The organism is Rhizobium sp. WSM1274, from assembly GCF_025200775.1.
Lineage (GTDB): Bacteria > Pseudomonadota > Alphaproteobacteria > Rhizobiales > Rhizobiaceae > Rhizobium > Rhizobium leguminosarum_I.
This window is the reverse complement of record NZ_CP104138.1, coordinates 669,487-692,677: the sequence shown is the minus strand read 5'-3', so window position 1 is coordinate 692,677 and position 23,191 is coordinate 669,487. Positions and strand designations below refer to the sequence as shown.

The window sequence follows — 23,191 nt, the reverse complement described above, 5'->3', positions numbered from 1 at the left end:
TCAATCCGCAGGCATGCTGGCGGCATCATTGACCTTGACGGTCTTCACGGCCAGCGGTCCGAGGCTCCACTTCTTCATGATGGTCTCGTAGGCGCCGGAGTCCACCATCTGCTGCAAGGCGGCTACGACGCTGTCGCGCAGCTGCGAATTGTCCTTGGCCGTCAGCATGCCGAGATAACCGACGGCAAGGCGGATATCCGGCAGCGCCTGCAGGCCCTTGCCGTTTCCGGTCTGGTGCTCGGTCGTGTAGACGCTGGTGGCGTAACCATTGACCGTGGCATCGGCCCGCCCCGTGCGGACGGCCTGCAGCACATCCGGCATTTTCGGGATCGACATGATATTGACCGGGTTCGCGCATTTGGCCGATGCCGCCTCGACCATCTTCGCCTGGAAGGTGCCGACGGGAACGGCGACCTTCTTGCCGCACAGATCCTCCATGCCCTTGATGGCGAGAGGATTGTCCTTGATCGTCATGATCGTCGTTGCGTCATACATATAGTCGATGACGTCGACCTGCTTTTCCAGCTCCGGATCGTCGTTGATGCCCGAGATCGAGATGTCGAAGCGCTTTGCCAATATCGACGGCACGATCGCCGCACCCGCCCCGACATCGGTCATCTCAACATCGACGCCCAGGATGACGCCGAGTGCTGCAGCGATATCGGCATCGATGCCGATCAGCTTGCCCTCCTCGCCGTGAAAGCTGATCGGCGGCGTCAGGTCGGTCGCGACCTTCAATACGCCCGACGACTTGATGGAGGGCGGCAGACCGTCGGCCAGTTTCTGCGTGAGGGCGACGCCGGGGAGCTTGGCGACATCGGCATCGGCCGTCATCTTCTCAGCGGCACCTCCGGCAGCGTAAGCAGAGGCCGAGATCAAAGTGATCATCGCTCCGGCAACTCCGGCCTTCAAGATTTTCTGGATGCGCATCATGTGATCCCCTTTTTGTGTCGGTGAATTCTCGGGATCATCCATGCAATCGCCGTGCCACCTGCAGTGGCGCATCGATAATTGTCTGATATCCATAGTCTTTTTGTTGATGACGACATTTCGGATAGAGTTTCGCAACATAATTCGCATTAAGTTTCGAACGTATGATGCACAATTTTTACGCTCCCCTGCCCTGCCGCATCACTTTTGACCGCCCCATTCGCCTAAGAGGCCTAAAAACACCTCTTCAGATGCCAAATCCGCTCTTTTCGGCGCTTGATCGCCGGCTCAGGGGCCGTGGCTGTTTCTATCTGATGCCCATTTAATATACGACACTGGCGAAAATTTATACAAAAGCTAAATGCGAATTCTAAATCTCATATGTATTATTATGAATTTGCGAAACTTTATAAATCTAAAATGTTGCTTAATTTTCATCGGCTTAGAATTGACAACAATGACGAACGGCAAAACTGGCATGCCGCTTGCAATTCGTTTCTCATGAACAAGCTCGACGCAAAATTTCTCGCCGGACCGCATCTCCGTCTTGTGCCGGAGACGGCACAGCAATCCGTGACCTCGACCCAGAACCAGGGAGGCCCTATGCCAGGCATACCGAATATGGCTGAACGCAAGCGGCTCAGCGTTCAGGGCCTCACCCACAGTTACGGTGGCCAGAACGCCATCAGCGACGTGGCCTTCGATATCGAGGCCGGCGAGATCGTTGCTCTGCTCGGGCCGAGCGGCTGCGGCAAGTCGACCGTGCTGCGCGCCATCGCCGGGCTGATCCAGCCGAAGACCGGCAGGATTGTGCTCGGAGAGAAAGACTTGGCAGAGGTCTCGGCCCGCTCACGCGGCGTCGGCATGGTCTTCCAGAACTATGCTCTGTTTCCGCATCTGACGGTCGCAGAAAACATCGCCTATCCGCTGGCCTGCCAGAAGCTTCCTCGCGCCGAGCGCAAGGTGCGCGTCGAGGAGATGCTGTCTCTCGTCAGGCTCAAGGATTATGGCAACCGCCTGCCGCGCGAACTCTCCGGCGGCCAACAGCAGCGCGTCGCCGTTGCGCGTGCCATCGCCGGGCGCCCGTCCCTTCTTCTGCTCGACGAACCCTTCGGCGCGCTCGACCGCGCCTTGCGTTTCGATCTGCAGGTGGAGCTGCTGCACGTGCAGAAGACGCTCGGCATCACGACGCTGATCGTCACGCACGACCAGGAGGAGGCCCAGAGCCTCGCAAACCGCCTGGTGCTGATGAACAAGGGCAATGTCGAACAGATCGACACGCCGATGACCGTCTATGACCGCCCGAAGACGCTCTTCGTCAACACCTTCATCGGCCAGGCCAACCTGCTCAATGGAACGGTGCTGCGGCTCGATGCCGAGAGCTCGCTGATCGGCCTTGCGAATGACCGGACCCTGCTGCTGCCGCGCCGGCTGAATTTCACCCTCGGCTCGAAGGTCATGATCACCTTCCGGCCGGAAGAGGTTCGCCTGTCGACGCAGCCGGGCGAGAGTACCCTGCCCGTTCACATGACGGTTTCCGTGCCGCTCGGCCCTTCCCTCGTCCATGACCTTGTTCTGGAAGACGGCACGGGCCTGCGCGCCTCCGAGGTCAGAGGCCCCACCACATTCATTCCCGAACCGGGAACGCAGCTATTTGCCGAGATCGACACCGCAAGGTGTCACGCCTTTCCGGCCGAACCGGAAATCATGAGTGAAGAAACAATTCAACAGAGGTGAACGAGATGAAGGACTTTCAGATTACCCGCCGTGGGTTCGGTTTCCTGGCAGCCGGTGTTGCCGCATCGGCCATACTTCCATTTGCCGCCCGCGCCGCCGGCAGCGGAGCCGTTGCCGCCACTTTCCCAGGCAGTTGGGAGGATGCCTACCGCACAGTGCTGACGCCGATGGTCAAGGATGCAGGCTACGACCTGACCATTGCGCCGGCGATGGCGCAGGACCAGCTTGCCAAAATCATGGCAAGCCCCGGCAACCCGCCCTATGACACGCTGCTGATGTCGCCCGGCCAGATGGCCGTCGCCATCGAGAAGGATCTCATCCAGAAGATCGATCCGAGCAAGCTCAAGAACTGGGGCATGCTCGATCCGTCCTTCCAGGGCGAATATGGCCCGACCGTGACCATCGAAGTCAACGGCATTGCCTACAATCCCGACCTCGTTCCGAAACCGAAGGGTTATCGCGATCTCTTCGAAAACCCGGCCTATAGCGGCAAGGTTTCCTGGACCGGCTTTGCCTCGAACACCGCCGTCATGGCCTATACCGAGATCGCCAAGATCTTCGGCTCCGGCCCCAACGACATGGACGCCGTCTTCAAGCTGTTCAAGGATCATCCGGAGCATCTGAAGGGCGTGGTCGACAGCACCAACCATCAGATGACGCTGTTCCAGCAGGGCGAAATCGCCGTCTTCATGTGCTCGACCGGCAACGTCGCCCACCTGAAGAGCCTCGGCCTCAATGCCGAATTCGTCCACCCCGAAACCGGCTCGCCGGCAGCCCCCGTCAACATCCACCTGACCAAGGGCTCGGCCAATCTCGACGCGGCCTATGCCTATATGGATGCCGCCATTTCCAAGGCCGCCCAGGACCAGCTCAAGGAGCCGCCGACCGAGATGTTCCCGACCAACAAGGACGTGGCGCTGACACCCGGCATCGAAGCCTATGTCACCCGCGACCAGATCAAGACCATGGTCTATCCGGACTGGGTGGCGATCAACAAGAACCGCGACGACTGGATCCGCCAGTTCGACGCTCTCGTCGCCGGTTGAGGTGATCTGATGAAGGTGAGCGGCTTCCCATACGTCCTGCCGATGCTGTTGCTTTCCGTGGCGTTCTTCGCAACGCCGCTCGCCGTCCTCGTCGGTTTCAGCTTCGCCGGTCCCGGCGGAGCAACCCTCGAACATTATGCCCGCTTCTTCGGCGACGCGTTCAATTTCCGCGTCCTTGTCAATACCGCAAGGCTCGGGCTCGAAACCGTCATCGGCACGACCTTGCTCGGCGTGCCGATCGCACTCCTCTACTGGCACGGCGGCCGAAACCTGCGGCAGGTGCTGATCTTCCTGACGCTGATTCCAATGCTGACCAGCAATGTCGTGCGCACCTTCGCCTGGATCGTCATCCTCGGGCGCCAGGGGCCGATCAGCGAAGCGCTGGTCGGGCTCGGCCTGACGGGAATGCCGACCAGCCTGCTGTTTACCGAACTCGGCCTTGTGATGGCCATGTGCCAGATCGACCTGCCGCTGATCATCCTGCCGCTGATCGCGATCCTGTCGCGTACGCCCGTCCAGCTGACGGAAGCCGCCCAGGTTTCCGGCGCCGGTCCCTGGCGCATCTTTGTCACCGTGCTTTTGCCGCTGATGCTGCCCGGCCTGCTGGCGGGCTGGATCCTGGTCTTTGCCAGCACCAGCAGTTCCTTCGTTACCCAGGCGGTCATCGGCGGTGCGCGCAACGTCTATGTTCCGCAACTGATCTACCGCGAAGTCGGCACGTTGTTCGACTGGCCGCTGGCCTCGGCCATCGCCGTCGTCCTGCTGCTGTCCACCGGTTGCCTGCTGGTCGCCCTTACCATGATGTCCCGCCACAGGAGGTTGGTCGGTCATGCCTGATCGTCGCGAAAATCCCATTCCCGTCATGCTCTACAAGGCGTTCGTCTACGGTTTCGGCGGGCTCTGCGTCATCTATCTCGTGGCACCCATCGTGATTGCGCTGACGATGTCGTTCACCTCGGGGCAGACATTGAAATATCCGCCGCAGGGCTTTTCGCTCCGGTGGTACGCGGCGCTGCTCGATCCCGTGCGCTCGGCAACCGAACATATCGCCGCCTGGAACTCGCTGAAGATTGCCGGCCTTGCCGTCCTCGGATCGCTGATCTTTGCGGTTCCGGCAACCATCGGCATGACGCGCATGAAGCGCAGCGCCGCCGGCACCATCGAGCCGCTGCTGCTCGCCCCGCTCGTCCTGCCGAGCCTGGTCTACGGCCTTGCCGCCCTGATCGTCGCCAACTTCATCGGCTTCAAGCCGTCGCTCTGGCTGACCGTATCAGGCCATGTCGTCGTCTTCGGGCCGCTGATGTACCGCGCCGCCTCCGTCGTCGCCCAGGGTGTCAACCCCTCGCTTGCCGAGGCATCGACGACGATGGGCGCGAGCTGGTTCATGACGCTGCGGCGCGTCACCCTGCCGCTATTGATGCCCGGCATCCTGGCCGGCGCATTCCTCGTCTTCATCCAGTCGCTCGACAATGTGTCGGTATCGCTTTTCCTCGCCGACGCCCGAACGACCGTCTTGCCGCTGCGGATGTTCGCTTTGATCGAGGAATCGCTCGATGTGCGCGTCGCGGCAATCTCCGGAATTCTGATCGCCGTGACGCTGGTCGGACTGCTGGTTGCCCGGCGCGTTCTCGCGCCGCCGCGGCAGGCCTGAACGATCCGCCATTTGATCGATGCTTGAACTAGAAGGAATAAACTCATGAACATGCGCGCGACAAACGCAGGCGGCGGGATGGGATCGCTGCTGGCCGATTTCCAGCCGAATTTCGATTTCTCCGCGCCCTTGCCGCTTCCTGTCGAAGAGTTCGAGGATCGCCTTCGCAGAATTCGCCGTCAGGCGGTCGAAGCCGGTCATGACGCGCTGATCGTCCATGCCGGCAGCGTCGGCTGGTTCCACGCTTCGAACGCCTATCTGCGCTATATTTGCGATTGGATGCGCGAAGGCGTGCTGATCATTCCGACCGACGCCGACAAGGCGATGGTGCTTCTCTCCTTCTTCACCCAGTCCGTTCTGCTGCCGCCGGGCGGCGAGCCTGTGCTCGTCGACGAAATCTGGCAGATCGGCCCGATCGGCCGCGAATATGCCGACCGTCCCGGCGATTCCGTCCTCAAGACCGCCGAGAAATGCGCCGAGGTTCTCGCCGGTCTCGGTCTTGCCAAGGCCCAGATCGGCAGAATCGGCGACCGTACGTCGCTGACCTTCTGGTCTGCCCTCGACGAGTTGATGCCGAAGAGCAAGTTCGTCGCCGACAACACCATTCTCGACCGCATGCAGAAGGTCCGCTCACCGCGCGAGATCAAGATGTTTCGCGCCGCCGCCCAACTGGTCAGCATCGGCACGCAGGCCGCCTATCATGTGGCGAAGTCAGGCGTCACCGACCATGAAATCCTGGCCGCCTTTACCTATGCGCAGATGGCGCTCGGCGGTGAAACCGGCGACGGCTATCAGATCGGCATCAATGAATTCGGCACCCATTGCGGCAAGCCCTATGGCCACATCGTCCGCCCGGGCGACCTCATCAACCTCTATATCTCCAACGTGACCTATCGCGGCTATACCGCCCAGACCGCCCGTATGATCGCGATCGGCGACATCACCAGCCGTCAGGAGGATGTGCTTGCCGCCTGCACCGAGGGCGTCAAGCGGGCCGAAGAGCTGATCAGGCCCGGCGCCTTGATGCGCGACGTCAACAATGCCGCCTTCGAACCGATGATCGAGCGCGGCATGCTTTCGTCACCGGAAGCGCGCACCATGCCCTATAACTGGTCGCCGATGCCGGATGGCGGCGCACGCCTGATCCCCCATCAGTATGTGAAGGACATCGACTGGGAGGCGCAGGGCCGCAAGCTCATGCACGTCTATCCGGCAACGCACGGACCACACAATCCGAACCTCGGCCATTCGGTTGGCATGGCCGGCGGCCAGAACAGCTTCAACATCTCCTCGCATAACTACGACAGGATGGAGGAGGGCATGGTCTTCGTGCTGCACACGCAGTGGCTGGAACCGCTGTCGGCCGGCTGCAATATCGGAGACATGTATGTCGTGACCAAGGACGGTTTTGAGAACCTCAGCCGCCATACCCCGCTTGAAACCCACCGCGTCGCTGCCGAGGCCTGACATGAGCAATCATAAACAACACACGCATTTCGATTTCGCCAAGCTGACCGAGCGCGAGCGTTACAAGATCCTCATCGGCACGGTCATTCCCCGCCCCATCGCGCTGGTCACCACCCTGAGCAAGGAAGGCCTGCCGAATGCCGGCCCGTTCAGCTTCTTCAACGTCCTGACCCACGACCCTGCAATCGTTGCCATCGGCGTCGAGAATTATGCCGACATGCGCTTCAAGGATACCGCCCGCAACATCCGCGAAACCGGCGAATTCACGGTCCATATCTGCGATGATGCCCTTGTCGACCAGATGGAAATCTGCGCCATCAAGTTCGGGCCCGAGGTCGACGAACTCTCCGAAGCCGGGCTGGCAACGGCGCCGGGACAGATGGTCAGAAGCCCGCGCATCCTGGCCGCGCCCGCAGCACTCGAATGCCGCCGCCACACGACCCTGCAGGTCGGCCCGGCGCGCGAAATCATCCTCGGCGAAGTGCTTGGCGTCTATGTCAGAAGCGATGCGGTCAATCCGACAAACCTGCATATCGACCAGCAACTGATGGACGCCGTCGGCAGGATGGGCGGCCACACATATGCGAGGACACGCGACCAATTCGACGTCAAGACGCAGACCAACGAAGAGTGGAGTTCGCGAAAGAGCGTTTCGGAGCCGGTCATCGCATAGCCGGGCATTGGCTCCGGCCGGCTATTCAGCTGTCGGAAAGACTGCTCCCGTTTCTCAAAGGCACTGAAATGCCTTCTTTTGGTTCTCGCCCAGCTCACAGGGACCGTTTTGCCTTTGGAACCCTTTAATTCAAAAACCGATAAAGCCAGTCGCGCGTCTCCTCCGGCAACGGAGCCGGCGATTCGTCTTCGGGGGCGTGGGCCTGCCAGATGATTTCCACCTCGGCGGCGCGCTCCTCGCCCGTCTCGATCGAGATGAGGAAGCCGATGGAGCGCACGCCGATCTTGTCGACGGTGGCGGTGAAGGTTGCCGTCTCATCATAGTGCAGCGGGCGGTGGAGAAAGCAGGAAACCTTGCTGGGGCTATAGACGGGTTCGTCGTCGACATCGGGCCGTGAGGACCAGAAGCCTGCGAGCACGGACTCGGCATAGGAAATATAGGAGGCCAGAAACATCCGGCCGGTCATATCGACATCGCGAAACGGCACGCGTATTTCCGCCACATCAGGACGTTTCGACTGACTCATCAACAGATCTGCCTTACAGAGTTCCCATGGCAACAGTACTTCATAATAGCTTATACCGGAACCGGCTTAAGGATAAAATTACGCAATAGTTCAAAGTGTTACAGTGTCCTCCACGTACCGGTAACATGCAGGGCCTTGCAAGGGACCTGATCGACGGGAACGGCGCAAAAGAGACAGTCCTGATAGGCGAACGGTCGGACGGCGCGACAAGAGCGCTTGTTGAAATCGTCAGGCGACGCCCCATCTGCTGTGGCACATGACATAAGCGACCGATAGAGTGTCTTCATGAGCACCCGTCTTTATGAACACCCGATCTTCCTGGAACATGTGACGCCCGCCGGCCATCCGGAACGATCGGACAGGATCCGCGCCATCAATGTCGCGCTGGAACATCCGAATTTCGAGCGGCTGGAGCGCCGGCAGGCGCCGCAGGCGAACGAGGATGCGGTGCTGCTGGCCCATCCCGAAGAACATCTCATCGCCGTCATGCGGGAGATCCCCGAGGAAGAGGGTGAGATCAACCAGATCGAAGCCGATACCTATGCCAGCAGCAAGAGCCTGCAGGCGGCACTGACCGGCATCGGCGGGGCGATGGCGGCGGTCGACGACGTCTTTACCGGCCGGGCCGACAATGTCTTCGTCGCCGCCCGTCCGCCGGGACACCATGCCGAGAAGATGACGGCGATGGGCTTCTGCTTCTTCAACAATGCGGCGATCGCCGCCCGCCATGCGCAGAAGACGCATGGCGCCGAGCGCATCGCCATTGTCGACTGGGACGTTCATCACGGCAACGGCACGCAGGATATCTTCTGGGACGATCCTTCGGTGCTGTTCTGCTCGACGCATCAGATGCCGCTCTATCCCGGCACCGGCGCCAAGGACGAGAAGGGCAAGCACAACACCATCGTCAATGCGCCGCTGTCGCCGAATGTCGGCAGCGACCATTTCCGCGAGGCGTTCAAATCGCGCGTGCTGCCCGCCCTTGACGATTTCCGGCCGGATCTCGTCATCATCTCCGCCGGCTTCGACGCGCATCACCGCGATCCGCTGGCACAGATCAATCTGACCGGTGAGGATTTCGACTGGGCGACCGGGCGTGTGCTCGAACTGGCGGACCGGCACGCGAAGAACCGGGTCGTCAGCCTGCTCGAAGGCGGTTATGATCTCGAGGGACTCGCCGAATCGGCGGGCATGCATATTCTGAGAATGATGAAGGGTTGAGAATGACTGACAGCGGCAAGCCTGAGGTATCAGGCCTTTCCTTCGAAAAGGCGGTCGCCGAACTCGAAAGCATCGTCGCCCGGCTGGAACGCGGCGATGTGGCGCTGGATGAATCGATCGAGATCTATGAGCGCGGCGAAGCGCTGAAGAAACATTGCGAGACCCTGCTTTCGGCCGCCGAAAACCGCATCGAGAAGATCCGGCTCGACCGTGCCGGCAAACCGCAGGGCGTCGAGCCGCTGGACGGCGCCTGAGGCGCAGCAAACTCCCTTTTGAAGACGCTTGGCTATCGGCTTCAGACCGATCTATGATCCCCATCCAAAACGATGAGGGGACAAGGAAATGACAGACAGGTTGAAGGGCAAGGTCGCCATTATCTCGGGCGGCGCAACCGGCATGGGCGGTGCCGCCTCGAAGCTTTTTGCGGCGGAAGGCGCGCGCGTTGCGATCATCGACCGCAATGGGCAAGCAGCAGCCGAGACAGCCCAGGCGATCCGTGATGCCGGCGGCGAGGCCGATTGCTGGACGGCCGATGTCTCGGACGAAGCCGCCGTCAAGGCCGCCGTCGCCGGCGTCGAGGAACGCTACGGCGCAGTCACCGTGCTCTTCAATCACGCGGGCACGATCGTCATCAAACCTTTTCTCGAAACAACCGTCGAGGAATGGGACTGGCTGCACGCCGTCAATGTGCGCTCGATGTTCCTGATGACCAAGGCCGTGCTGCCGAAGATGATTGAAAGCGGCGGCGGGTCGATCGTCTGCACCTCGTCGATCTCGGCGGTCGCCGCCACGCCGATGGAAGTGCTTTACGACACGACCAAAGGGGCGGTGCATATGTTTGCCCGCGCCATTGCGGTGGAATTTCGCGACCGCAACATCCGCTGCAACGCCGTCTGCCCCGGCTTCATCCGTACGCCGCATGGCCTGCGCGAGGTGGCCGACCTGCAGGCGCTCGGCGTCGACGTTTCGGATGCCGCCATTGCCGCCCAGCAGGGGCGGATCGGCGAGCCGGAAGACGTGGCGCGGGCCGCGCTTTATCTCGCCAGCGATGAGTCGAGCTTCGTCAATGGCGCCCATCTCTTTGTCGACAACGGTTTTACCGCGATCTGAACCAATCGCGACGCGCTTTAAAGTGCCGGAGCGTCCTTTGCGCATCCGATTGGACGCGCGGCGCTCCAGGCGCTATTTGTGGGCGATGACGCGCGGCCCTGTAGCGATCGGAGATCCCATGTCCTTCTTTCCCGGTAAAGACCCCCTGCCCGGCGATGCCTTTGCCTGCGACGCGATCGAGAACCTGATCATCCCGCGCACCAGCGATATCGGTGGTTTCCAGGTGCGCCGCGCGCTGCCCAGCCGGCAGCGGCGGCTGGTCGGGCCGTTCATCTTCTTCGACCGCATGGGTCCGGCGATCCTGAAGCCCGACGAGGCGCTCGACGTCAAACCGCATCCGCATATCGGACTGTCGACGGTCACCTATCTGTTCGACGGCGAGATCCGCCATCGCGACAGCCTCGGCACCGAAAAGGTCATCCGTCCCGGCGATATCAACCTGATGACGGCCGGCCGCGGCATCGTGCACTCCGAGCGCACGCCCGACAATCTGCGTGGCCATCCGCTGCTGATGTCGGGGCTGCAGACTTGGCTGGCTCTGCCCGACGACAAGGAGGAGATCGATCCCGCCTTCGCCCATACGGAAAAGTCCGCCATGCCGCTGATAGAGACGGCAGGCGTGCGCGGGCGCGTGGTCGTCGGCTCGTTCGAAGGCATGACATCGCCGGTCGGTGTTTTCTCCGACACGCTCTATGTCGATCTCGACCTGCAGCCGGGCGCCAAATTTCCCTTCGGCGCAGGCCACGAAGAGCGCGCCGTCTATGTGCTGTCGGGCGAGGTCGTCATATCAGGCGACCGTTTTGCCGCCGACCAGTTGCTAGTCTTCCGGCCGGGCGATCAGATCACGCTGGAAGCCGGCCGCGACGGCTGCCACCTGATGCTCTTCGGCGGGGCGGCGCTCAATTCGAAACGTTATATCTGGTGGAATTTCGTCTCCTCCTCGAAGGAGCGGATCGAACAGGCCAAGGAGGAATGGCGCAGCGGTCGCTTCGATATCGTTCCCGGTGACGAAGAGGAATTCGTGCCTTTGCCGGAAGGCTAAATGGATCCCAATGATCCGAATCCTCCGGATCGGGATCGAGAAATAGAGCTGGATCTCCGCCGAAAACCGCTCACACTTTTCGGCATCATGCTCTAAGGTGAAAACCTTCGGTTCCTGAAATGCACTTGTTTTGCCGCAATCTAATCGAATAAAAGCGGAACAAGGAAAAGCAAGAAAGAGCGCCCGCCCGTGACACAACTGCCGAAGACCCCCCTGCTCGACCAGGTCATCTATCCCGCCGACCTGCGCAAGCTCGAGGATCGCGACCTGCCGCAGCTTGCCCGCGAAGTCCGGGACGAAATGATCGATGCGGTGTCGCGCACCGGCGGCCATCTCGGCGCCGGTCTCGGCGTCGTCGAATTGACGATCGCCATCCACAGCGTCTTCGACACGCCTGATGACCGGCTGATCTTCGATGTCGGCCATCAATGTTATCCGCACAAGATTCTCACCGGCCGGCGTGACCGCATCCGGACGCTGCGCCAGGAAGACGGGCTGTCCGGCTTCACCCGCCGGGCGGAGAGCGAATATGATCCCTTCGGGGCCGCGCATTCCTCGACCTCGATCTCGGCCGGCCTCGGCATGGCGATTGCCGCCGACCTCGACAAATCAGACCGCCGCGTCATCGCCGTCATCGGCGACGGGGCGATGTCGGCCGGCATGGCCTATGAGGCGCTGAACAATGCCGGGGCGCTGGACGCGCGCCTCATCGTCATCCTCAACGACAACGACATGTCGATTGCGCCGCCGACGGGCGCAATGAGCGCCTATCTCGCCCGCCTCGCCTCGGGACGCACCTATATGGGCTTCCGCGATCTCGGCAAGAAGCTGACGGCCTATCTCGGCAAGAACATCGACCGGGCGATCACCCGCGCCGTCGAGCATGCGCGCGGCTATGTCACCGGCGGCACGATGTTCGAGGAGATGGGCTTCTATCATATCGGCCCGATCGACGGGCATTCCTTCGACCACCTGCTGCCGGTGTTGCGCAATGTGCGCGACAATGGGCGCGGACCGGTGCTGATCCATGTCGTCACCCAGAAGGGCAAGGGCTATCCGCCGGCGGAAGCCGCGGCCGACAAATATCACGGCGTCAACAAGTTCGACGTCATCACCGGTGCCCAGGCAAGGGTCAAGCCGAATGCGCCGAGCTATACCAGCGTCTTTGCCGAAGCGCTGGTGCAGGAAGCCGCCCTCGACGACAAGATCGTCGGCATCACCGCCGCCATGCCGAACGGTACCGGCCTCGACAAGCTCGCCGAGGCCTTTCCGTCGCGCTGTTTCGACGTCGGTATTGCCGAACAGCATGCCGTGACCTTCGCTGCCGGCCTGGCCGCAGAAGGCTACAAGCCGTTCGCAGCGCTTTATTCGACCTTCCTGCAGCGCGCCTACGACCAGGTCGTGCACGACGTGGCGATCCAGGGACTGCCGGTGCGTTTTCCGATCGACCGTGCCGGCTTTGTCGGCGCCGACGGGCCGACGCATGCCGGCTCCTTCGACACCACGTTCCTCACCACCCTGCCCGGCTTCGTGGTGATGGCAGCCGCCGATGAGGCCGAACTCAAGCACATGGTGCGCACGGCTGTCGCCTATGATGGCGGGCCGATCTCGTTCCGTTATCCGCGCGGCGAAGGCGTCGGCGTCGACATGCCGGCGCGCGGCGAAATCCTGCAGATCGGCAAGGGCCGCATCGTCAAGGAAGGCACCAAGGTGGCGCTGCTCTCCTTCGGCACGCGGCTTGCCGACTGTCTGCTTGCCGCCGAGGATCTCGATGCCGCGGGGCTTTCGACGACGGTCGCCGATGCGCGTTTCGCCAAGCCGCTCGATCACGACCTGATCCGCCAGCTTGCCCGCCACCACGAGATGGTGATCACCGTCGAAGAAGGCGCAATCGGCGGCTTCGGCAGCCATGTGATGCACTTCCTCGCCACCGAAGGCCTGCTCGACAACGGCCTGAAGCTGCGCTCACTCGTCATGCCCGACATCTGGATGGAGCAGGCCAAGCCCGAAGCCATGAACGCCCACGCTGGCCTCGACCGCGCCGGCATCGTCTCAACGGTGTTCAGGGCGCTGGGGCGCGGCGTGGCGGTTGGGGTTGGGGTTGCGGGGTAAGATTTGGGTGAGGGCGTGCCGTGTGGCCCCCTCATCCGCCTGCCGGCACCTTCTCCCCGAGGGGAGAAGAGATATGCCGCAACGTCTCGATTCCCTCTTCTCCCCTCGGGGAGAAGGTGCCCGTAGGGCGGATGAGGGGGCTGCTCGGCAGGTCCTCTCAATAAAAAGGCGGCGCATCACTGCACCGCCTTGTTCATTTAACATCCCTTCCTAAGAAGGCCGCCCTCTCAGAACTCCGTCCAGTCTTCCTTCACGGCTGCAGCGCTCGCCTGTCTTCCGCCGAAAGCCTTGGCGACGGTGCGGGTCAGGGCGTGGGCCGGGGAGGCGACCGGGCGGGCGTTGGTGCCGGCAACGCTTGCGCGCGGCGCCGGGGCCAGCTGGCCGAGCTTGAACTGGCGCAGCAATTCTTCGAGAGCGTTTGCCTCCTGAGCGAGCGCATGGCTGGCGGCAGTCTGCTCCTCGACCATGGCCGCGTTCTGCTGCGTGCCCTGGTCCATGTTGTTGACGGCAGTGTTGATCTCCTGCAGGCCGATCGACTGTTCGCGGGTGGCGGTGACGATGGCGCTGACGTGGTGGTTGATCTCCTGCACCTCGGAGACGATGACCTCCAGCGCCTTGCCGGTTTCGCCGACCAGGCCGACGCCGGCAACGACTTGTTCGCCCGAGGTGGTGATCAGCGCCTTGATCTCCTTGGCGGCCTTGGCCGAGCGCTGGGCAAGCTCGCGCACTTCCTGGGCGACGACCGCAAAGCCCTTGCCGGCATCGCCGGCGCGGGCGGCTTCGACGCCGGCGTTCAGGGCCAAAAGGTTGGTCTGGAAGGCGATGTCGTCGATGACGCCGATGATGTTGGAGATTTCGCCCGAGGACTTCTCGATCTGCTGCATGGCGGAGACCGCCTTGCGGACGACTTCGCCTGACTTTTCGGCGCCGAGGCGGGCGCGCTCGACGAGATTGCCGACATCCTCGGCGCGCTTGGCGCTGTCGCGAACGGTCGTCGTCACTTCCTCGAGTGCCGCGGCGGTCTGTTCGACGGCGGCAGCCTGCTGCTCGGTGCGGTGGGCCAGATCGTCGGCAGCCGAGCGGATTTCGCCGGCGCCGGCATTGATCGCCGAGGCGTTGCGGCCGACCGATTGCAGCGCCGCCTGCAGCTTTTCGACGGCATGGTTGAAGTCATTGCGCAGGCTGTCATATTGCGAGGCGAACGGCGTCTGGAGGCGGCCGGCCATATCGCCGTTGGCAAGCTCGGCAAGGCCGCCCGCCAAAGCGTCGATGGCATAGCGAATCTCGCCTTCCTCGCGCGCCTTCTGCTCATCACCTGCCCGGCGCTGACGCTCGGCGTCGTCGCGCATGCGGTCGGTCTCGCCGGCAAGGCGCAGCTTCTCGATCGCCGCCTGCTTGAAGACCAGGACCGACTGGGCCATGCGGCCGATTTCGTCGCCGCGGTCGGTCGCCGGAACCTCGATGTCGTTCTGACCGCCGGCGAGGCGATCCATGGCGCTCGTCATGCCGACGACCGGGCGGACGATGATGCGCGACATCAGCCAGGCGAGCATAGCAGCGGCAAGCGAGGCGAGGATGCCGCCGGCAAGCAGCGTGATCTTCAGATCGCTGTTGGCATCAGCCCGGATCTCGGCAAGCGCTTCCGACTTTTCACGCGCGGTGGCCTTGATCTTGGCCGAGGCCTGGCGGAAACCGTCGAGCTGGCCCTTGGTGGCGTTGACGCCGATCTTGACGACCTCTTCGATCGGCATATCGGTTTCCTTGCGCGCCTTGGTCTGCGGCTCGGCAAGTTCATGGAAATAGAGATCGGCGGCCTTCTGCATGCCGTCGATCATCTCGACCAGCTGCGGCTCGCCGGCCGCCGTCTGCTTGGCGGCGGCAATCGCCTTCAGCATGCGCTCGCGATTGGCGAAAACATCACCATAGGTGCTGTCGCTGCGGAAGAGGATGAAGCCACGCAGGTTCACAGCCTGTTCGAGCATCGCCTGCAGCGCATCGTCGATCTGGTTGACGAGCAGCTCGGACTTTTCCTGCTCGGCAGACGCGGCCGCGGACGCCGTCGCCTTGGAGTAAACGAAAGCGGAAACGGCGACGAAAATGAGAATGAGGGCTGCGAACGTGGCCGCAAGTTTACCGTTCAAGGATATGTTTTTGGCGGACATCGGTGATTTCTCCTGACGACAGTCGACGCGGCGAGAGGCAGGTCGCGCGAGACGCAACCGCCGGGATGTTTGAAACTGAGAACATGATTGGCGTGGAAACGCGTGCGCCTTCATGGCGCCGAGCAGTTCAGATGAACCGCCGCAATCACGCCGAACCTATCCGGGCAGGCTTTAAATTTGTTTAAATTTGTGCACTGCAACCGAGGCCGAGCGCGCGGATTATTGTGCCGTTTCCGGAGGATTGAGGATCAAGATGTCGAAATCCTTTGTGGGATCGAAATCCTCTGATGTCATCCGGAAGGTCGTCGGACCGATCTTCCGAACGTTGCTGCCGCAGAAGCTGATGAGGCTGCCCGGCTTCCCCTTGTCGATCGTCAGTTGGAAGCGCCTGATCGGTCCCGCCCAGTTGGCGCCGGTCGACAGCACATAGGAGATCCAGCTTTCGGTATAGTTGGCGCCCCCGGCCTCGGCTTCCCGAGCACGCTGCTGGGCAACTTTGACGAAATCTCCGTCGAGGCAGTATTTGCGCGAATAGTCATCGAAACGCTCGCCCTTCGGCTCGCCACCTTCGAGAAAGCTGATGGCAACGGTGCCGCCGACGGCCGGTTTGTAGCGATGCTGGACGCTGACCTTCTTCTTCGCCGGGAAAGTGGTACGCCACCAATAGGTCGAGCGCAGCGTCCAGAGCGGCACGAGATCAACCTTTGCGACGCCATCGGCATCGCCCTCGGCCATGGGATAGACGAGCCCGCGGGCGGTCCAGTCCTTGCGGACGGATTCGGATAGCTTGGCGAGCGCCTCGGTCGTCTTCTGGCTATAGGGAAGGACGGGAATGCCCAGCTTGGCGAACTCGTCGGTCACATCGATGCCGAGCGAGACGACACGCTGCTGCAGCTTGGCAGTGATCGGCCTGCCGTCCTGCACAGTGGAGAAATGCAAGAAATTGTCGCTGTCGTAATCGGAGATGGCGGAATCGTTGTCGACCTGGCCAGTGATGTCGGGCATCGGAAAGGCGACCAGGCTTTCGACATCCTTGTCGGAGCTATTCTCGAAGATATAGTCGACGCGCACTTCCGAAGCGGAGATGAAGAGATCCTCTTCAGCCATGCTGACATCGTCGGATTGGGCAAAGATCAGCCCGCCGGTCTTGACCTCGGCCATCGTGTCATTCGCGAGCGCGGGCGATGCGATCACTGCCGCGGCAATCAGCGTGAAGAGCTTCAGCATGGAATACCCCCGTGTCTGCGGCGCGGTCGCCGCGGCAGGATTATCGCCGAAAGCTTTTGAGGGTCAATGACGGTCTTGGGAACAAAATGCTTGCAACCGGCGGCTTTGCCGGTCATGCACAGCCGATGTCAGATCAAAACACCCAACGCCTCGACCAACTTCTCGTCTCCCTCGGCCTCTTTGCTAGCCGCTCGCGCGCCCGCGACGCCGTGCAGCGCGGCACCGTCAAGATCGGCGGCCAAGTGGTGACGAAAGCTGGCGCGCTGTTTGGCGCAGACGCGGCAATCGAGATCGACGATCCGGCGCAGGACTATGTCTCGCGCGCCGCACTGAAGCTTGCCGCCGCACTCGACCATTTCCGGCTCGATCCTGCCGGCCATCACTGTCTCGATGTCGGGGCCTCCACTGGCGGCTTCACCGAGGTGCTGCTGCAGCGCGGGGCTGCGCATGTCACCGCGATCGATGTCGGCCACGGGCAGATGCATCCGCGCATTTCAGGCGATCCGCGCGTCACCAACAGGGAAGGCCTCAACGCCCGCAATCTGACCGCAGAGGATATCGGCCATCCCGCCACCTTCATCGTTTCAGACGTCTCCTTCATCACGCTGAGGCTGGCGCTTGCGCCGGCTCTCGAGATCGCCGAACCCGGCGCTATCGCCGTGCTGCTGGTCAAGCCGCAGTTCGAGGCCGGGCGCGAGGCGATCGGCAAGGGCGGGATGCTGAAGGACCCCTCGTCCGCTCCCGCCGTTGCGGCGGAACTGGAGCGCTGGTTCACAGAGGACATGGGCTGGAAAAGCCTCGGCCTCATCCCTTCCCCGATTTCCGGCGGCGATGGCAATCAGGAATTTCTTCTGGCAGGATTGAAACCGTGAGCACCGAAACCGTCAAGATCGAGAAGCTCGGCGCCCAGGGCGACGGCATCGCCAGCAGCGCCGGCGGGCCTGTCTACGTGCCCTTTTCCCTGCCAGGCGAAACGGTGGCGATTGCCCGGGTCAAGAGCCAGGGCACGATCATGTCGATCACGACGCCCTCGCCCAACCGGCAGGAGTCGCCTTGCCGGCATTTCGGCCCGGATGGCGTCAACGGCACCTGCGGCGGCTGCACACTGCAGCATATGGCCGATGCGCCCTACCGCGCCTTCAAGCGCCAGCTTGTGATCGATGCGCTGAAATCGAAGGGTCTGACGTCAGAGGTCGGCGAGATCGTTCCGGCTCGGCCGGGCGAGCGCCGGCGCCTCGTCTTTGCGGCGCGCAAGACCGAGAAGGACATGCTTGTTGGATTCAACCAGGCCGAAAGCCACCATATCGTCGCGATCGAGGAATGTCCGATCTCGTCGGCAGGGATCATCGCCCGGCTGCCGGCGATCAGGGCGATTGCTGCATCGCTGGCGACCAGCGCCGAACCCTTCCGCGTCGCCGTGCTCGAAACGCTTTCCGGCCTGGACATATCAGTCGACGAGGTGAAGAAACTCTCCGACCCGCAGCGGCGCAAGGCGATCGAGACCGCGCTCAGCCTGCGCGGCATCGCCCGTGTTTCGCTGAACGGCGAAATCCTCGTCGAGCCGTCGAAGCCGATGGTCGAATTCGGTGGCATCCAGGTTTCACCGCCGCCGGGCGGCTTCACCCAGGCAACCAAGCCCGCGGAAGAGGCGATGGCCGAACTGGTACTTGCTCATGTCGGCAAGTCGAAGCGGATCGCCGATCTCTTTGCCGGCGCTGGCACGTTTTCGCTGCGGCTGGCGCGGATCGGCCGTGTGCACGCCGTCGAAGCCGAGGCAAAGGCGCTCGCAGCCCTCGATCATGCGGCCCGCAACACACAGGGGCTGAAACCGGTCACCGTCGAAAAGCGCGATCTCTTCCGCCGCCCCTTGATGACGCAGGAGTTCAAGCCCTATGACGCCGTCGTCTTCGATCCGCCGCGGGCCGGCGCCGAGTTCCAGTGCCAGGAGCTCGCCCGCTCAGGCGTGAAGAAGATCGTGGCCGTCAGCTGCAATCCGCTGACGCTGGCGCGCGATCTGGCGATCCTCGTCGAGGGCGGCTACCGCATTACCGGCGTGACGCCGATCGACCAGTTCCTCTGGACTTCGCATGTCGAGGTGGTGGCGACGCTGGAGAAATAGGCGTGCCTGTCGGCTAAGTTTTTGCTCTCTGTGCCGGCGGTGTGGTGCCCGAACCGTCTTCCTAGCGTTGGAGCTACCTTGTCGGTTTCCGGTTTTCGTGTCCCGATCCGAGCTGCGTCGCATTGCCCGAGTCCCGGCTTGTGTGCCTGAAACGGCATCTGTTGCAATGGGTTGGATCTCCGAGCCTGCCATAGTGGTCACGATGCCGCGGCTCTTCCTATATTGGTAGAACCGGATGAGGCCCCGATGTGCATCCTGCAAGACGAGAATGCTCCACGCACATCGCCACAGATAAGGCCGCAGCGGAAAGGCATCGCGGAATCGATAGGCTTTTATCGGTATCTTTTCGATAGTGACGCGATATCGAAAAGATAGTAACAAATTGGCCAACAGTGATCCACACGTTGAAATGTGAAACATGATCGACAGAAACAGAAGCGTTGCCCTAGTCACCGGCCATGGTAAGGCCAAAAGACGCAACCCTTATTATAAGGGTCCAGTGTCCGATCATTTCGACGGCACGCATTTCTTCAATCCCGAAGGTATCGAACCTCTTGGTTTCCGCGATGTGTTGCGGTGGCAATTCGGCGGTGGCCGTGAGCCCTGGCCGAGGTCGGTCGCAAGTCCGTACGCGGCGGCCAAACCGGATTCATGCGTCGACGGCGAGGACCTAAGAGTGACCATGGTCGGCCATGCGACTATGCTCGTGCAGGTCGCTGGGCTCAATATCCTCACCGACCCGGTATGGTCAGAGCGCGCGAGTCCCTTCGCCTTTGCCGGACCCAAGCGCGTCGTCCAACCGGGCATCGCATTCGATGATTTGCCGCCAATCGATCTCGTGCTGGTGTCGCACAATCATTATGATCATCTCGATATCGCAACGCTCAGGCGGTTGGGTGCGAAGCATCGGCCACTTGTCGTGACGCCGCTCGGCAATGACACAATCATTCGCCGTGCCGTGCCCGATATACAGACGACATCGATGGACTGGGGCGAACGGATTTCGCACGCCGGAATAAGCATTGATGCCGAGCCTGCACACCATTGGTCCGCTCGCGGAACCGCCGATCGCCGGATGGCACTCTGGGCGTCGTTCGTTTTATCGACTCCAGCCGGAAAGATTTATCACGTCGGAGATACGGGCTTTCACGACGGCATCAACTACAAAGCGGCACAGCAGAAGCATGGCGGCTTTCGCCTGGCCATTTTACCCTTCGGCGCCTATGAGCCGCGCTGGTTCATGAAAGGGCAACACCAGAATCCGCAGGAGGCGGTGGCCGGGATGAAGTTGGCAAATGCGGCCTATGTGGCCGGACACCACTTCGCCACGTTCCAACTGACGAATGAAGCGGTCGACGCGCCGGCAAGAGCGTTGCAAGACGCCATGAGCGAGCATGATATTCCCCCGGAACGGTTCCGGCCGCTCAGGGCCGGCGAGGTATTCAATGTGCCGGCGGTCTGATCAGTGTCCGTTTGCTCCCGGACTGGTGTTGGTACCGGTCTGCTTGCCATAGATTCCTCGGAAACGACCGAGATCGGCGCTCAGCGGCGCATGAAGGCTTCGAAGGCCGCCCGAGCTTCGGCGCTCTTCAGCCGCGCGGAGAAATAGCGGGCCTCTTCATCGATGCGGGCGATGATCTCGCCACGATCGCCGCGAATGAGATCGCGGGCGATGCGCAGCGCCTCCGGCGGCTTGGCCGCGAGCTTTGCGGCGAGGCCAAGCGTCAGTGAATCGACCTCGCCTGGGTCGACGACCTTCCAGACCAGACCGGCTTCCCTCGCCTCCTCGGCCGAAAATGCTTTGCCGGCGGCAAGCATAGCGAAGGCGCGCTGGTGGCCCATCAGGCGCGGCGCGACGAGGCTGGAACCGGCCTCCGGCACCAGCGCCAGATCGACGAAGGGTGTGCGGAACTGGCTGCGGCTGGAGGCGATGGTCAGGTCGCAATGGAAATGGATCGTCGTGCCGATGCCGACCGCAAGGCCGTCGACGCCGGAGACGACGGGTTTTTCGGCCTTCACCAGCGCATAGAGGAAATCGAGAATCTCCTGCTCCAGGCCGCGGCCGCCCATCGCGGCAGCAAGAAAATCGTTCAGGTCGTTGCCGGCCGAGAAGCAGCCTTCGGTGCCGAGCAAGGCGGTGGCGCGGATGTCGGGGTTCGTGTTGGCCGCAGTCAACGCATCGGCCATGGTGCGGTACATGGGGCGGGTGATGGCGTTCTTCTTTTCCGGCCGGTTGAAGCGGATGGACTGCACGCCGGGATAAGCGGAAGGCTGCTCGACGATGATGTGGTCGGTCATAAGGTCTCCTCAGGCAAGCAGGATGCGGGCGGCGGCAAGGCTTGCCGCGCCATTGACGACCCGGTCGCAAAGGGCTGCGGTCTCGGCAAGCAGGTTTTCGGCGGCGAAGCGGCAGAGCGCGATGCGGTTTTCGCCCGCCCCATCGACTCCCTCGGCGAGACCACCCTTGGCGAGATAACAGCCGGTGAGCACCAGCCCGAACAGGCGCTGATAGGGTGTCGCTCCCGAGAGCGCCTCGGTAACCCTGTTGTCGGCAAGCGTCTTCAGCAGCCAGGCGGTCGCCTGTTCGAGATCGGCAATCGCAGCCTCGAGCCTGGCAGCGGTCTCGCCGAAACCATTGAGATTGGAGCGGCGGACGCCATCGGCGATCTCTCTAAGCTCGGCGATGAAGCCCTTCACTTGGTCACCGCCGGAGAGCGGCAGCTTCCGGGTGACGAGGTCGATCGCCTGGATGCCGTTGGTGCCCTCGTAGATCGGCGCAATGCGGGCATCGCGGAGATAACGCGCCGCACCCGTCTCCTCGATAAAACCCATGCCGCCATGCACCTGAATGCCGAGCGAGGCGACATCGACGCCGGCATCGGTCGAAAAGGACTTGGCAATCGGCGTCAAAAGGGCGGCGCGCTCCTGCCAGTGGCGGCTGGTGTCCCCTGCCCGGTGCGACATGTCGATCGCGTGGGCGCAGGCATAGGAAATGGCGCGGGCGCCTTGCGTCAGAGCCTTCATGGTGAGGAGCATGCGGGCGACATCGGGATGGTCGACGATCGGGCTCATGCCGGCGCCGCTTGAGCCCGGCGCCCTGCCCTGGGTGCGTTCCCTGGCATAGGCGAGCGCCTTCTGGGTGGCGGCCTCGGCGATCGCCACGCCCTGCATGCCGACGGCAAGGCGGGCATTGTTCATCATCGTGAACATGCAGGCGAGCCCCTTGTTCTCCTCGCCGACCAGCCATCCCACAGCGCCCTTTTCGCCGCCGAATTTTCCGTCGCCGTAGATCATCGTGCAGGTCGGCGAGCCATGGATGCCGAGCTTGTGCTCCAGCGAGTGGCAGAAGAGATCGTTGCGGAGCCCAAGCGAACCGTCGTCGTTCACCAGGAACTTCGGCACCAGAAAGAGCGAGATGCCGCGGGTGCCGGCCGGCGCATCCGGCAGACGGGCCAGCACCAGATGGATGATGTTGTCGGCCGCGTCATGTTCGCCCCAGGTGATGAAGATCTTCTGGCCGAACAGGCGGTAGCTGCCGTCGTCGCGGCGCTCGGCGCGGGCTTTCAGGGCGCCGAGATCGGAGCCCGCATGCGGCTCGGTCAGGTTCATCGTACCGGTCCATTCGCCGGAGACCATCTTTTCCAGATATTTGTCCTTCAGCGCAGCACTGCCATGGGTGTTGACGGCCTCGACGGCACCCATCGTCAGCGTCGGGGCGAGGGCGAAGGCCATGGAGCCGGAATTCCACATTTCGAGTGCTGCGACATTCAGCATATGCGGCAAGGCCTGGCCGCCGAAAGCTTCGGGCGCCGTCAGGCCGTTCCAGCCGCCGGCAATCCAATGGCGGTACAGATCGCGCCAGCCATCCGGCAGCCGGACCTCGCCATCGATCAGACGAGCGCCGTGACGATCACCGATGTCGGCCAGCGGCGCCACTTCCTCTGTGGCAAAACGTCCCGCCTCGGCAAGGATCGCATCGACCAGATCTTCGCCGAGATCGCCGAGCAGCCCCTTGGAAATTGCCTCGCCCATGCCCGCTACGTGCTTCAACGTGAACGCGATTTCCTCGACGGGCGCTTTGTACATGGTTTTTCCTCCGCAGACCGGCCTCACAGCGGCAAAGCCCCTCCGAGACAAGGGCTAATTGATTTTTACGTAAACGTCAATT

The 23,191-nt window shown here is 62.3% G+C and carries 20 protein-coding genes; 14 read left to right on the top strand and 6 right to left on the bottom strand.

Going from position 1 to position 23,191, the window contains the following annotated elements:
• Window positions 1-933 (bottom strand): ABC transporter substrate-binding protein, encoded by a 933-nt coding sequence (locus N2600_RS03235; RefSeq protein ID WP_260110249.1) that lies wholly within the window; start codon window positions 931-933, stop codon window positions 1-3.
• 498 nt (window positions 934-1,431) lie between these two features.
• Here N2600_RS03235 and N2600_RS03230 point away from each other — a divergent pair, with 498 nt between their 5' ends.
• Genes N2600_RS03230 through N2600_RS03205 form a run of 6 tightly spaced genes read left to right on the top strand, consistent with a single transcriptional unit; the run spans window position 1,432 to window position 7,504 of the window.
• Entirely contained in the window at window positions 1,432-2,667 is a 1,236-nt protein-coding gene (locus N2600_RS03230; RefSeq protein WP_260110248.1) for an ABC transporter ATP-binding protein, read from the top strand.
• Window positions 2,664-3,713, top strand: a complete 1,050-nt coding sequence (locus N2600_RS03225; protein WP_260297944.1) for an ABC transporter substrate-binding protein — start codon at window positions 2,664-2,666, stop codon at window positions 3,711-3,713. The genes N2600_RS03230 and N2600_RS03225 overlap by 4 nt, the downstream gene beginning before the upstream one ends.
• Window positions 3,714-3,722: 9 nt before the next feature.
• A complete protein-coding gene (locus tag N2600_RS03220) occupies window positions 3,723-4,550 on the top strand; it encodes an ABC transporter permease (protein ID WP_260110246.1) in 828 nt (275 codons plus the stop codon).
• Complete coding sequence (locus N2600_RS03215; RefSeq protein WP_260110245.1) at window positions 4,543-5,364, top strand: ABC transporter permease; 822 nt, start codon at window positions 4,543-4,545, stop codon at window positions 5,362-5,364. Before N2600_RS03220 ends, N2600_RS03215 begins: the two co-directional genes overlap by 8 nt.
• Before the next feature lie 45 nt (window positions 5,365-5,409).
• Window positions 5,410-6,831 carry a M24 family metallopeptidase gene (locus N2600_RS03210; RefSeq protein WP_260297942.1) on the top strand — a complete coding sequence of 474 codons (1,422 nt, stop codon included), beginning with the start codon at window positions 5,410-5,412 and terminating at the stop codon, window positions 6,829-6,831.
• Window position 6,832: 1 nt separating this feature from the next.
• Entirely contained in the window at window positions 6,833-7,504 is a 672-nt protein-coding gene (locus N2600_RS03205) for a flavin reductase family protein (RefSeq protein WP_260297941.1), read from the top strand.
• A gap of 124 nt (window positions 7,505-7,628) precedes the next feature.
• On the opposite strand, the gene N2600_RS03200 is transcribed toward N2600_RS03205, so the two are convergent.
• Complete coding sequence (locus N2600_RS03200; RefSeq protein WP_170279261.1) at window positions 7,629-8,030, bottom strand: acyl-CoA thioesterase; 402 nt, start codon at window positions 8,028-8,030, stop codon at window positions 7,629-7,631.
• A gap of 285 nt (window positions 8,031-8,315) precedes the next feature.
• On the opposite strand from N2600_RS03200, the gene N2600_RS03195 reads away from it, so the two are divergent.
• The 5 genes from N2600_RS03195 (at window position 8,316) to dxs (ending at window position 13,515) form a co-directional block, all read left to right on the top strand.
• A complete protein-coding gene (locus tag N2600_RS03195; RefSeq protein ID WP_260297939.1) occupies window positions 8,316-9,251 on the top strand; it encodes a histone deacetylase family protein in 936 nt (311 codons plus the stop codon).
• A gap of 2 nt (window positions 9,252-9,253) precedes the next feature.
• Window positions 9,254-9,505: an exodeoxyribonuclease VII small subunit gene (locus N2600_RS03190; RefSeq protein WP_260297938.1), complete on the top strand. Its 252-nt coding sequence runs from the start codon at window positions 9,254-9,256 to the stop codon at window positions 9,503-9,505.
• A gap of 88 nt (window positions 9,506-9,593) precedes the next feature.
• Window positions 9,594-10,361: an SDR family NAD(P)-dependent oxidoreductase gene (locus tag N2600_RS03185; protein WP_260297937.1), complete on the top strand. Its 768-nt coding sequence runs from the start codon at window positions 9,594-9,596 to the stop codon at window positions 10,359-10,361.
• Between the two features lie 118 nt (window positions 10,362-10,479).
• On the top strand, window positions 10,480-11,403 hold the full coding sequence (locus N2600_RS03180) for a pirin family protein (protein ID WP_222385805.1): 924 nt from the start codon (window positions 10,480-10,482) through the stop codon (window positions 11,401-11,403).
• Between the two features lie 189 nt (window positions 11,404-11,592).
• The gene (dxs, locus tag N2600_RS03175; RefSeq protein ID WP_162118339.1) at window positions 11,593-13,515 is read left to right on the top strand and encodes a 1-deoxy-D-xylulose-5-phosphate synthase; all 1,923 of its coding nucleotides are present in this window, start codon (window positions 11,593-11,595) and stop codon (window positions 13,513-13,515) included.
• Window positions 13,516-13,742: 227 nt separating this feature from the next.
• On the opposite strand, the gene N2600_RS03170 is transcribed toward dxs, so the two are convergent.
• Window positions 13,743-15,677, bottom strand: coding sequence for a methyl-accepting chemotaxis protein (locus tag N2600_RS03170; protein ID WP_170282385.1), 1,935 nt, complete (start codon window positions 15,675-15,677; stop codon window positions 13,743-13,745).
• A gap of 219 nt (window positions 15,678-15,896) precedes the next feature.
• Window positions 15,897-16,904: a DUF4424 domain-containing protein gene (locus N2600_RS03165; RefSeq protein WP_260297936.1), complete on the bottom strand. Its 1,008-nt coding sequence runs from the start codon at window positions 16,902-16,904 to the stop codon at window positions 15,897-15,899.
• Window positions 16,905-16,990: 86 nt separating this feature from the next.
• Here N2600_RS03165 and N2600_RS03160 point away from each other — a divergent pair, with 86 nt between their 5' ends.
• The 3 genes from N2600_RS03160 to N2600_RS03150 all read left to right on the top strand — a co-directional run bounded on the left by N2600_RS03160 (window position 16,991) and on the right by N2600_RS03150 (window position 20,485).
• Window positions 16,991-17,776 (top strand): TlyA family RNA methyltransferase, encoded by a 786-nt coding sequence (locus N2600_RS03160; RefSeq protein WP_246732793.1) that lies wholly within the window; start codon window positions 16,991-16,993, stop codon window positions 17,774-17,776.
• Window positions 17,773-19,023 carry a class I SAM-dependent RNA methyltransferase gene (locus N2600_RS03155; protein ID WP_260297935.1) on the top strand — a complete coding sequence of 417 codons (1,251 nt, stop codon included), beginning with the start codon at window positions 17,773-17,775 and terminating at the stop codon, window positions 19,021-19,023. Before N2600_RS03160 ends, N2600_RS03155 begins: the two co-directional genes overlap by 4 nt.
• A gap of 418 nt (window positions 19,024-19,441) precedes the next feature.
• The gene (locus N2600_RS03150) at window positions 19,442-20,485 is read left to right on the top strand and encodes an MBL fold metallo-hydrolase (RefSeq protein WP_260110237.1); all 1,044 of its coding nucleotides are present in this window, start codon (window positions 19,442-19,444) and stop codon (window positions 20,483-20,485) included.
• A gap of 80 nt (window positions 20,486-20,565) precedes the next feature.
• On the opposite strand, the gene N2600_RS03145 is transcribed toward N2600_RS03150, so the two are convergent.
• Together N2600_RS03145 and N2600_RS03140 are read right to left on the bottom strand one after the other, a co-directional pair.
• Window positions 20,566-21,321, bottom strand: coding sequence for a crotonase/enoyl-CoA hydratase family protein (locus tag N2600_RS03145; RefSeq protein WP_260297934.1), 756 nt, complete (start codon window positions 21,319-21,321; stop codon window positions 20,566-20,568).
• Between the two features lie 9 nt (window positions 21,322-21,330).
• Entirely contained in the window at window positions 21,331-23,109 is a 1,779-nt protein-coding gene (locus N2600_RS03140; RefSeq protein ID WP_260297933.1) for an acyl-CoA dehydrogenase, read from the bottom strand.
• Window positions 23,110-23,191 lie beyond the last annotated feature (82 nt).

Bases quoted from the DNA above. Each gene is read 5' to 3' on its own strand.
- N2600_RS03235 (WP_260110249.1), bottom strand. From the start codon at position 933: ATGATGCGCATCCAGAAAATCTTGAAGGCCGGAGTTGCCGGAGCGATG.
- N2600_RS03230 (WP_260110248.1), top strand. From the start codon at position 1,432: ATGAACAAGCTCGACGCAAAATTTCTCGCCGGACCGCATCTCCGTCTT.
- N2600_RS03220 (WP_260110246.1), top strand. From the start codon at position 3,723: ATGAAGGTGAGCGGCTTCCCATACGTCCTGCCGATGCTGTTGCTTTCC.
- N2600_RS03215 (WP_260110245.1), top strand. From the start codon at position 4,543: ATGCCTGATCGTCGCGAAAATCCCATTCCCGTCATGCTCTACAAGGCG.
- N2600_RS03210 (WP_260297942.1), top strand. From the start codon at position 5,410: ATGAACATGCGCGCGACAAACGCAGGCGGCGGGATGGGATCGCTGCTG.
- N2600_RS03205 (WP_260297941.1), top strand. From the start codon at position 6,833: ATGAGCAATCATAAACAACACACGCATTTCGATTTCGCCAAGCTGACC.
- N2600_RS03200 (WP_170279261.1), bottom strand. From the start codon at position 8,030: ATGAGTCAGTCGAAACGTCCTGATGTGGCGGAAATACGCGTGCCGTTT.
- N2600_RS03195 (WP_260297939.1), top strand. From the start codon at position 8,316: ATGAGCACCCGTCTTTATGAACACCCGATCTTCCTGGAACATGTGACG.
- N2600_RS03190 (WP_260297938.1), top strand. From the start codon at position 9,254: ATGACTGACAGCGGCAAGCCTGAGGTATCAGGCCTTTCCTTCGAAAAG.
- N2600_RS03185 (WP_260297937.1), top strand. From the start codon at position 9,594: ATGACAGACAGGTTGAAGGGCAAGGTCGCCATTATCTCGGGCGGCGCA.
- N2600_RS03180 (WP_222385805.1), top strand. From the start codon at position 10,480: ATGTCCTTCTTTCCCGGTAAAGACCCCCTGCCCGGCGATGCCTTTGCC.
- N2600_RS03170 (WP_170282385.1), bottom strand. From the start codon at position 15,677: ATGTCCGCCAAAAACATATCCTTGAACGGTAAACTTGCGGCCACGTTC.
- N2600_RS03165 (WP_260297936.1), bottom strand. From the start codon at position 16,904: ATGCTGAAGCTCTTCACGCTGATTGCCGCGGCAGTGATCGCATCGCCC.
- N2600_RS03160 (WP_246732793.1), top strand. From the start codon at position 16,991: ATGCTTGCAACCGGCGGCTTTGCCGGTCATGCACAGCCGATGTCAGAT.
- N2600_RS03150 (WP_260110237.1), top strand. From the start codon at position 19,442: ATGATCGACAGAAACAGAAGCGTTGCCCTAGTCACCGGCCATGGTAAG.
- N2600_RS03145 (WP_260297934.1), bottom strand. From the start codon at position 21,321: ATGACCGACCACATCATCGTCGAGCAGCCTTCCGCTTATCCCGGCGTG.
- N2600_RS03140 (WP_260297933.1), bottom strand. From the start codon at position 23,109: ATGTACAAAGCGCCCGTCGAGGAAATCGCGTTCACGTTGAAGCACGTA.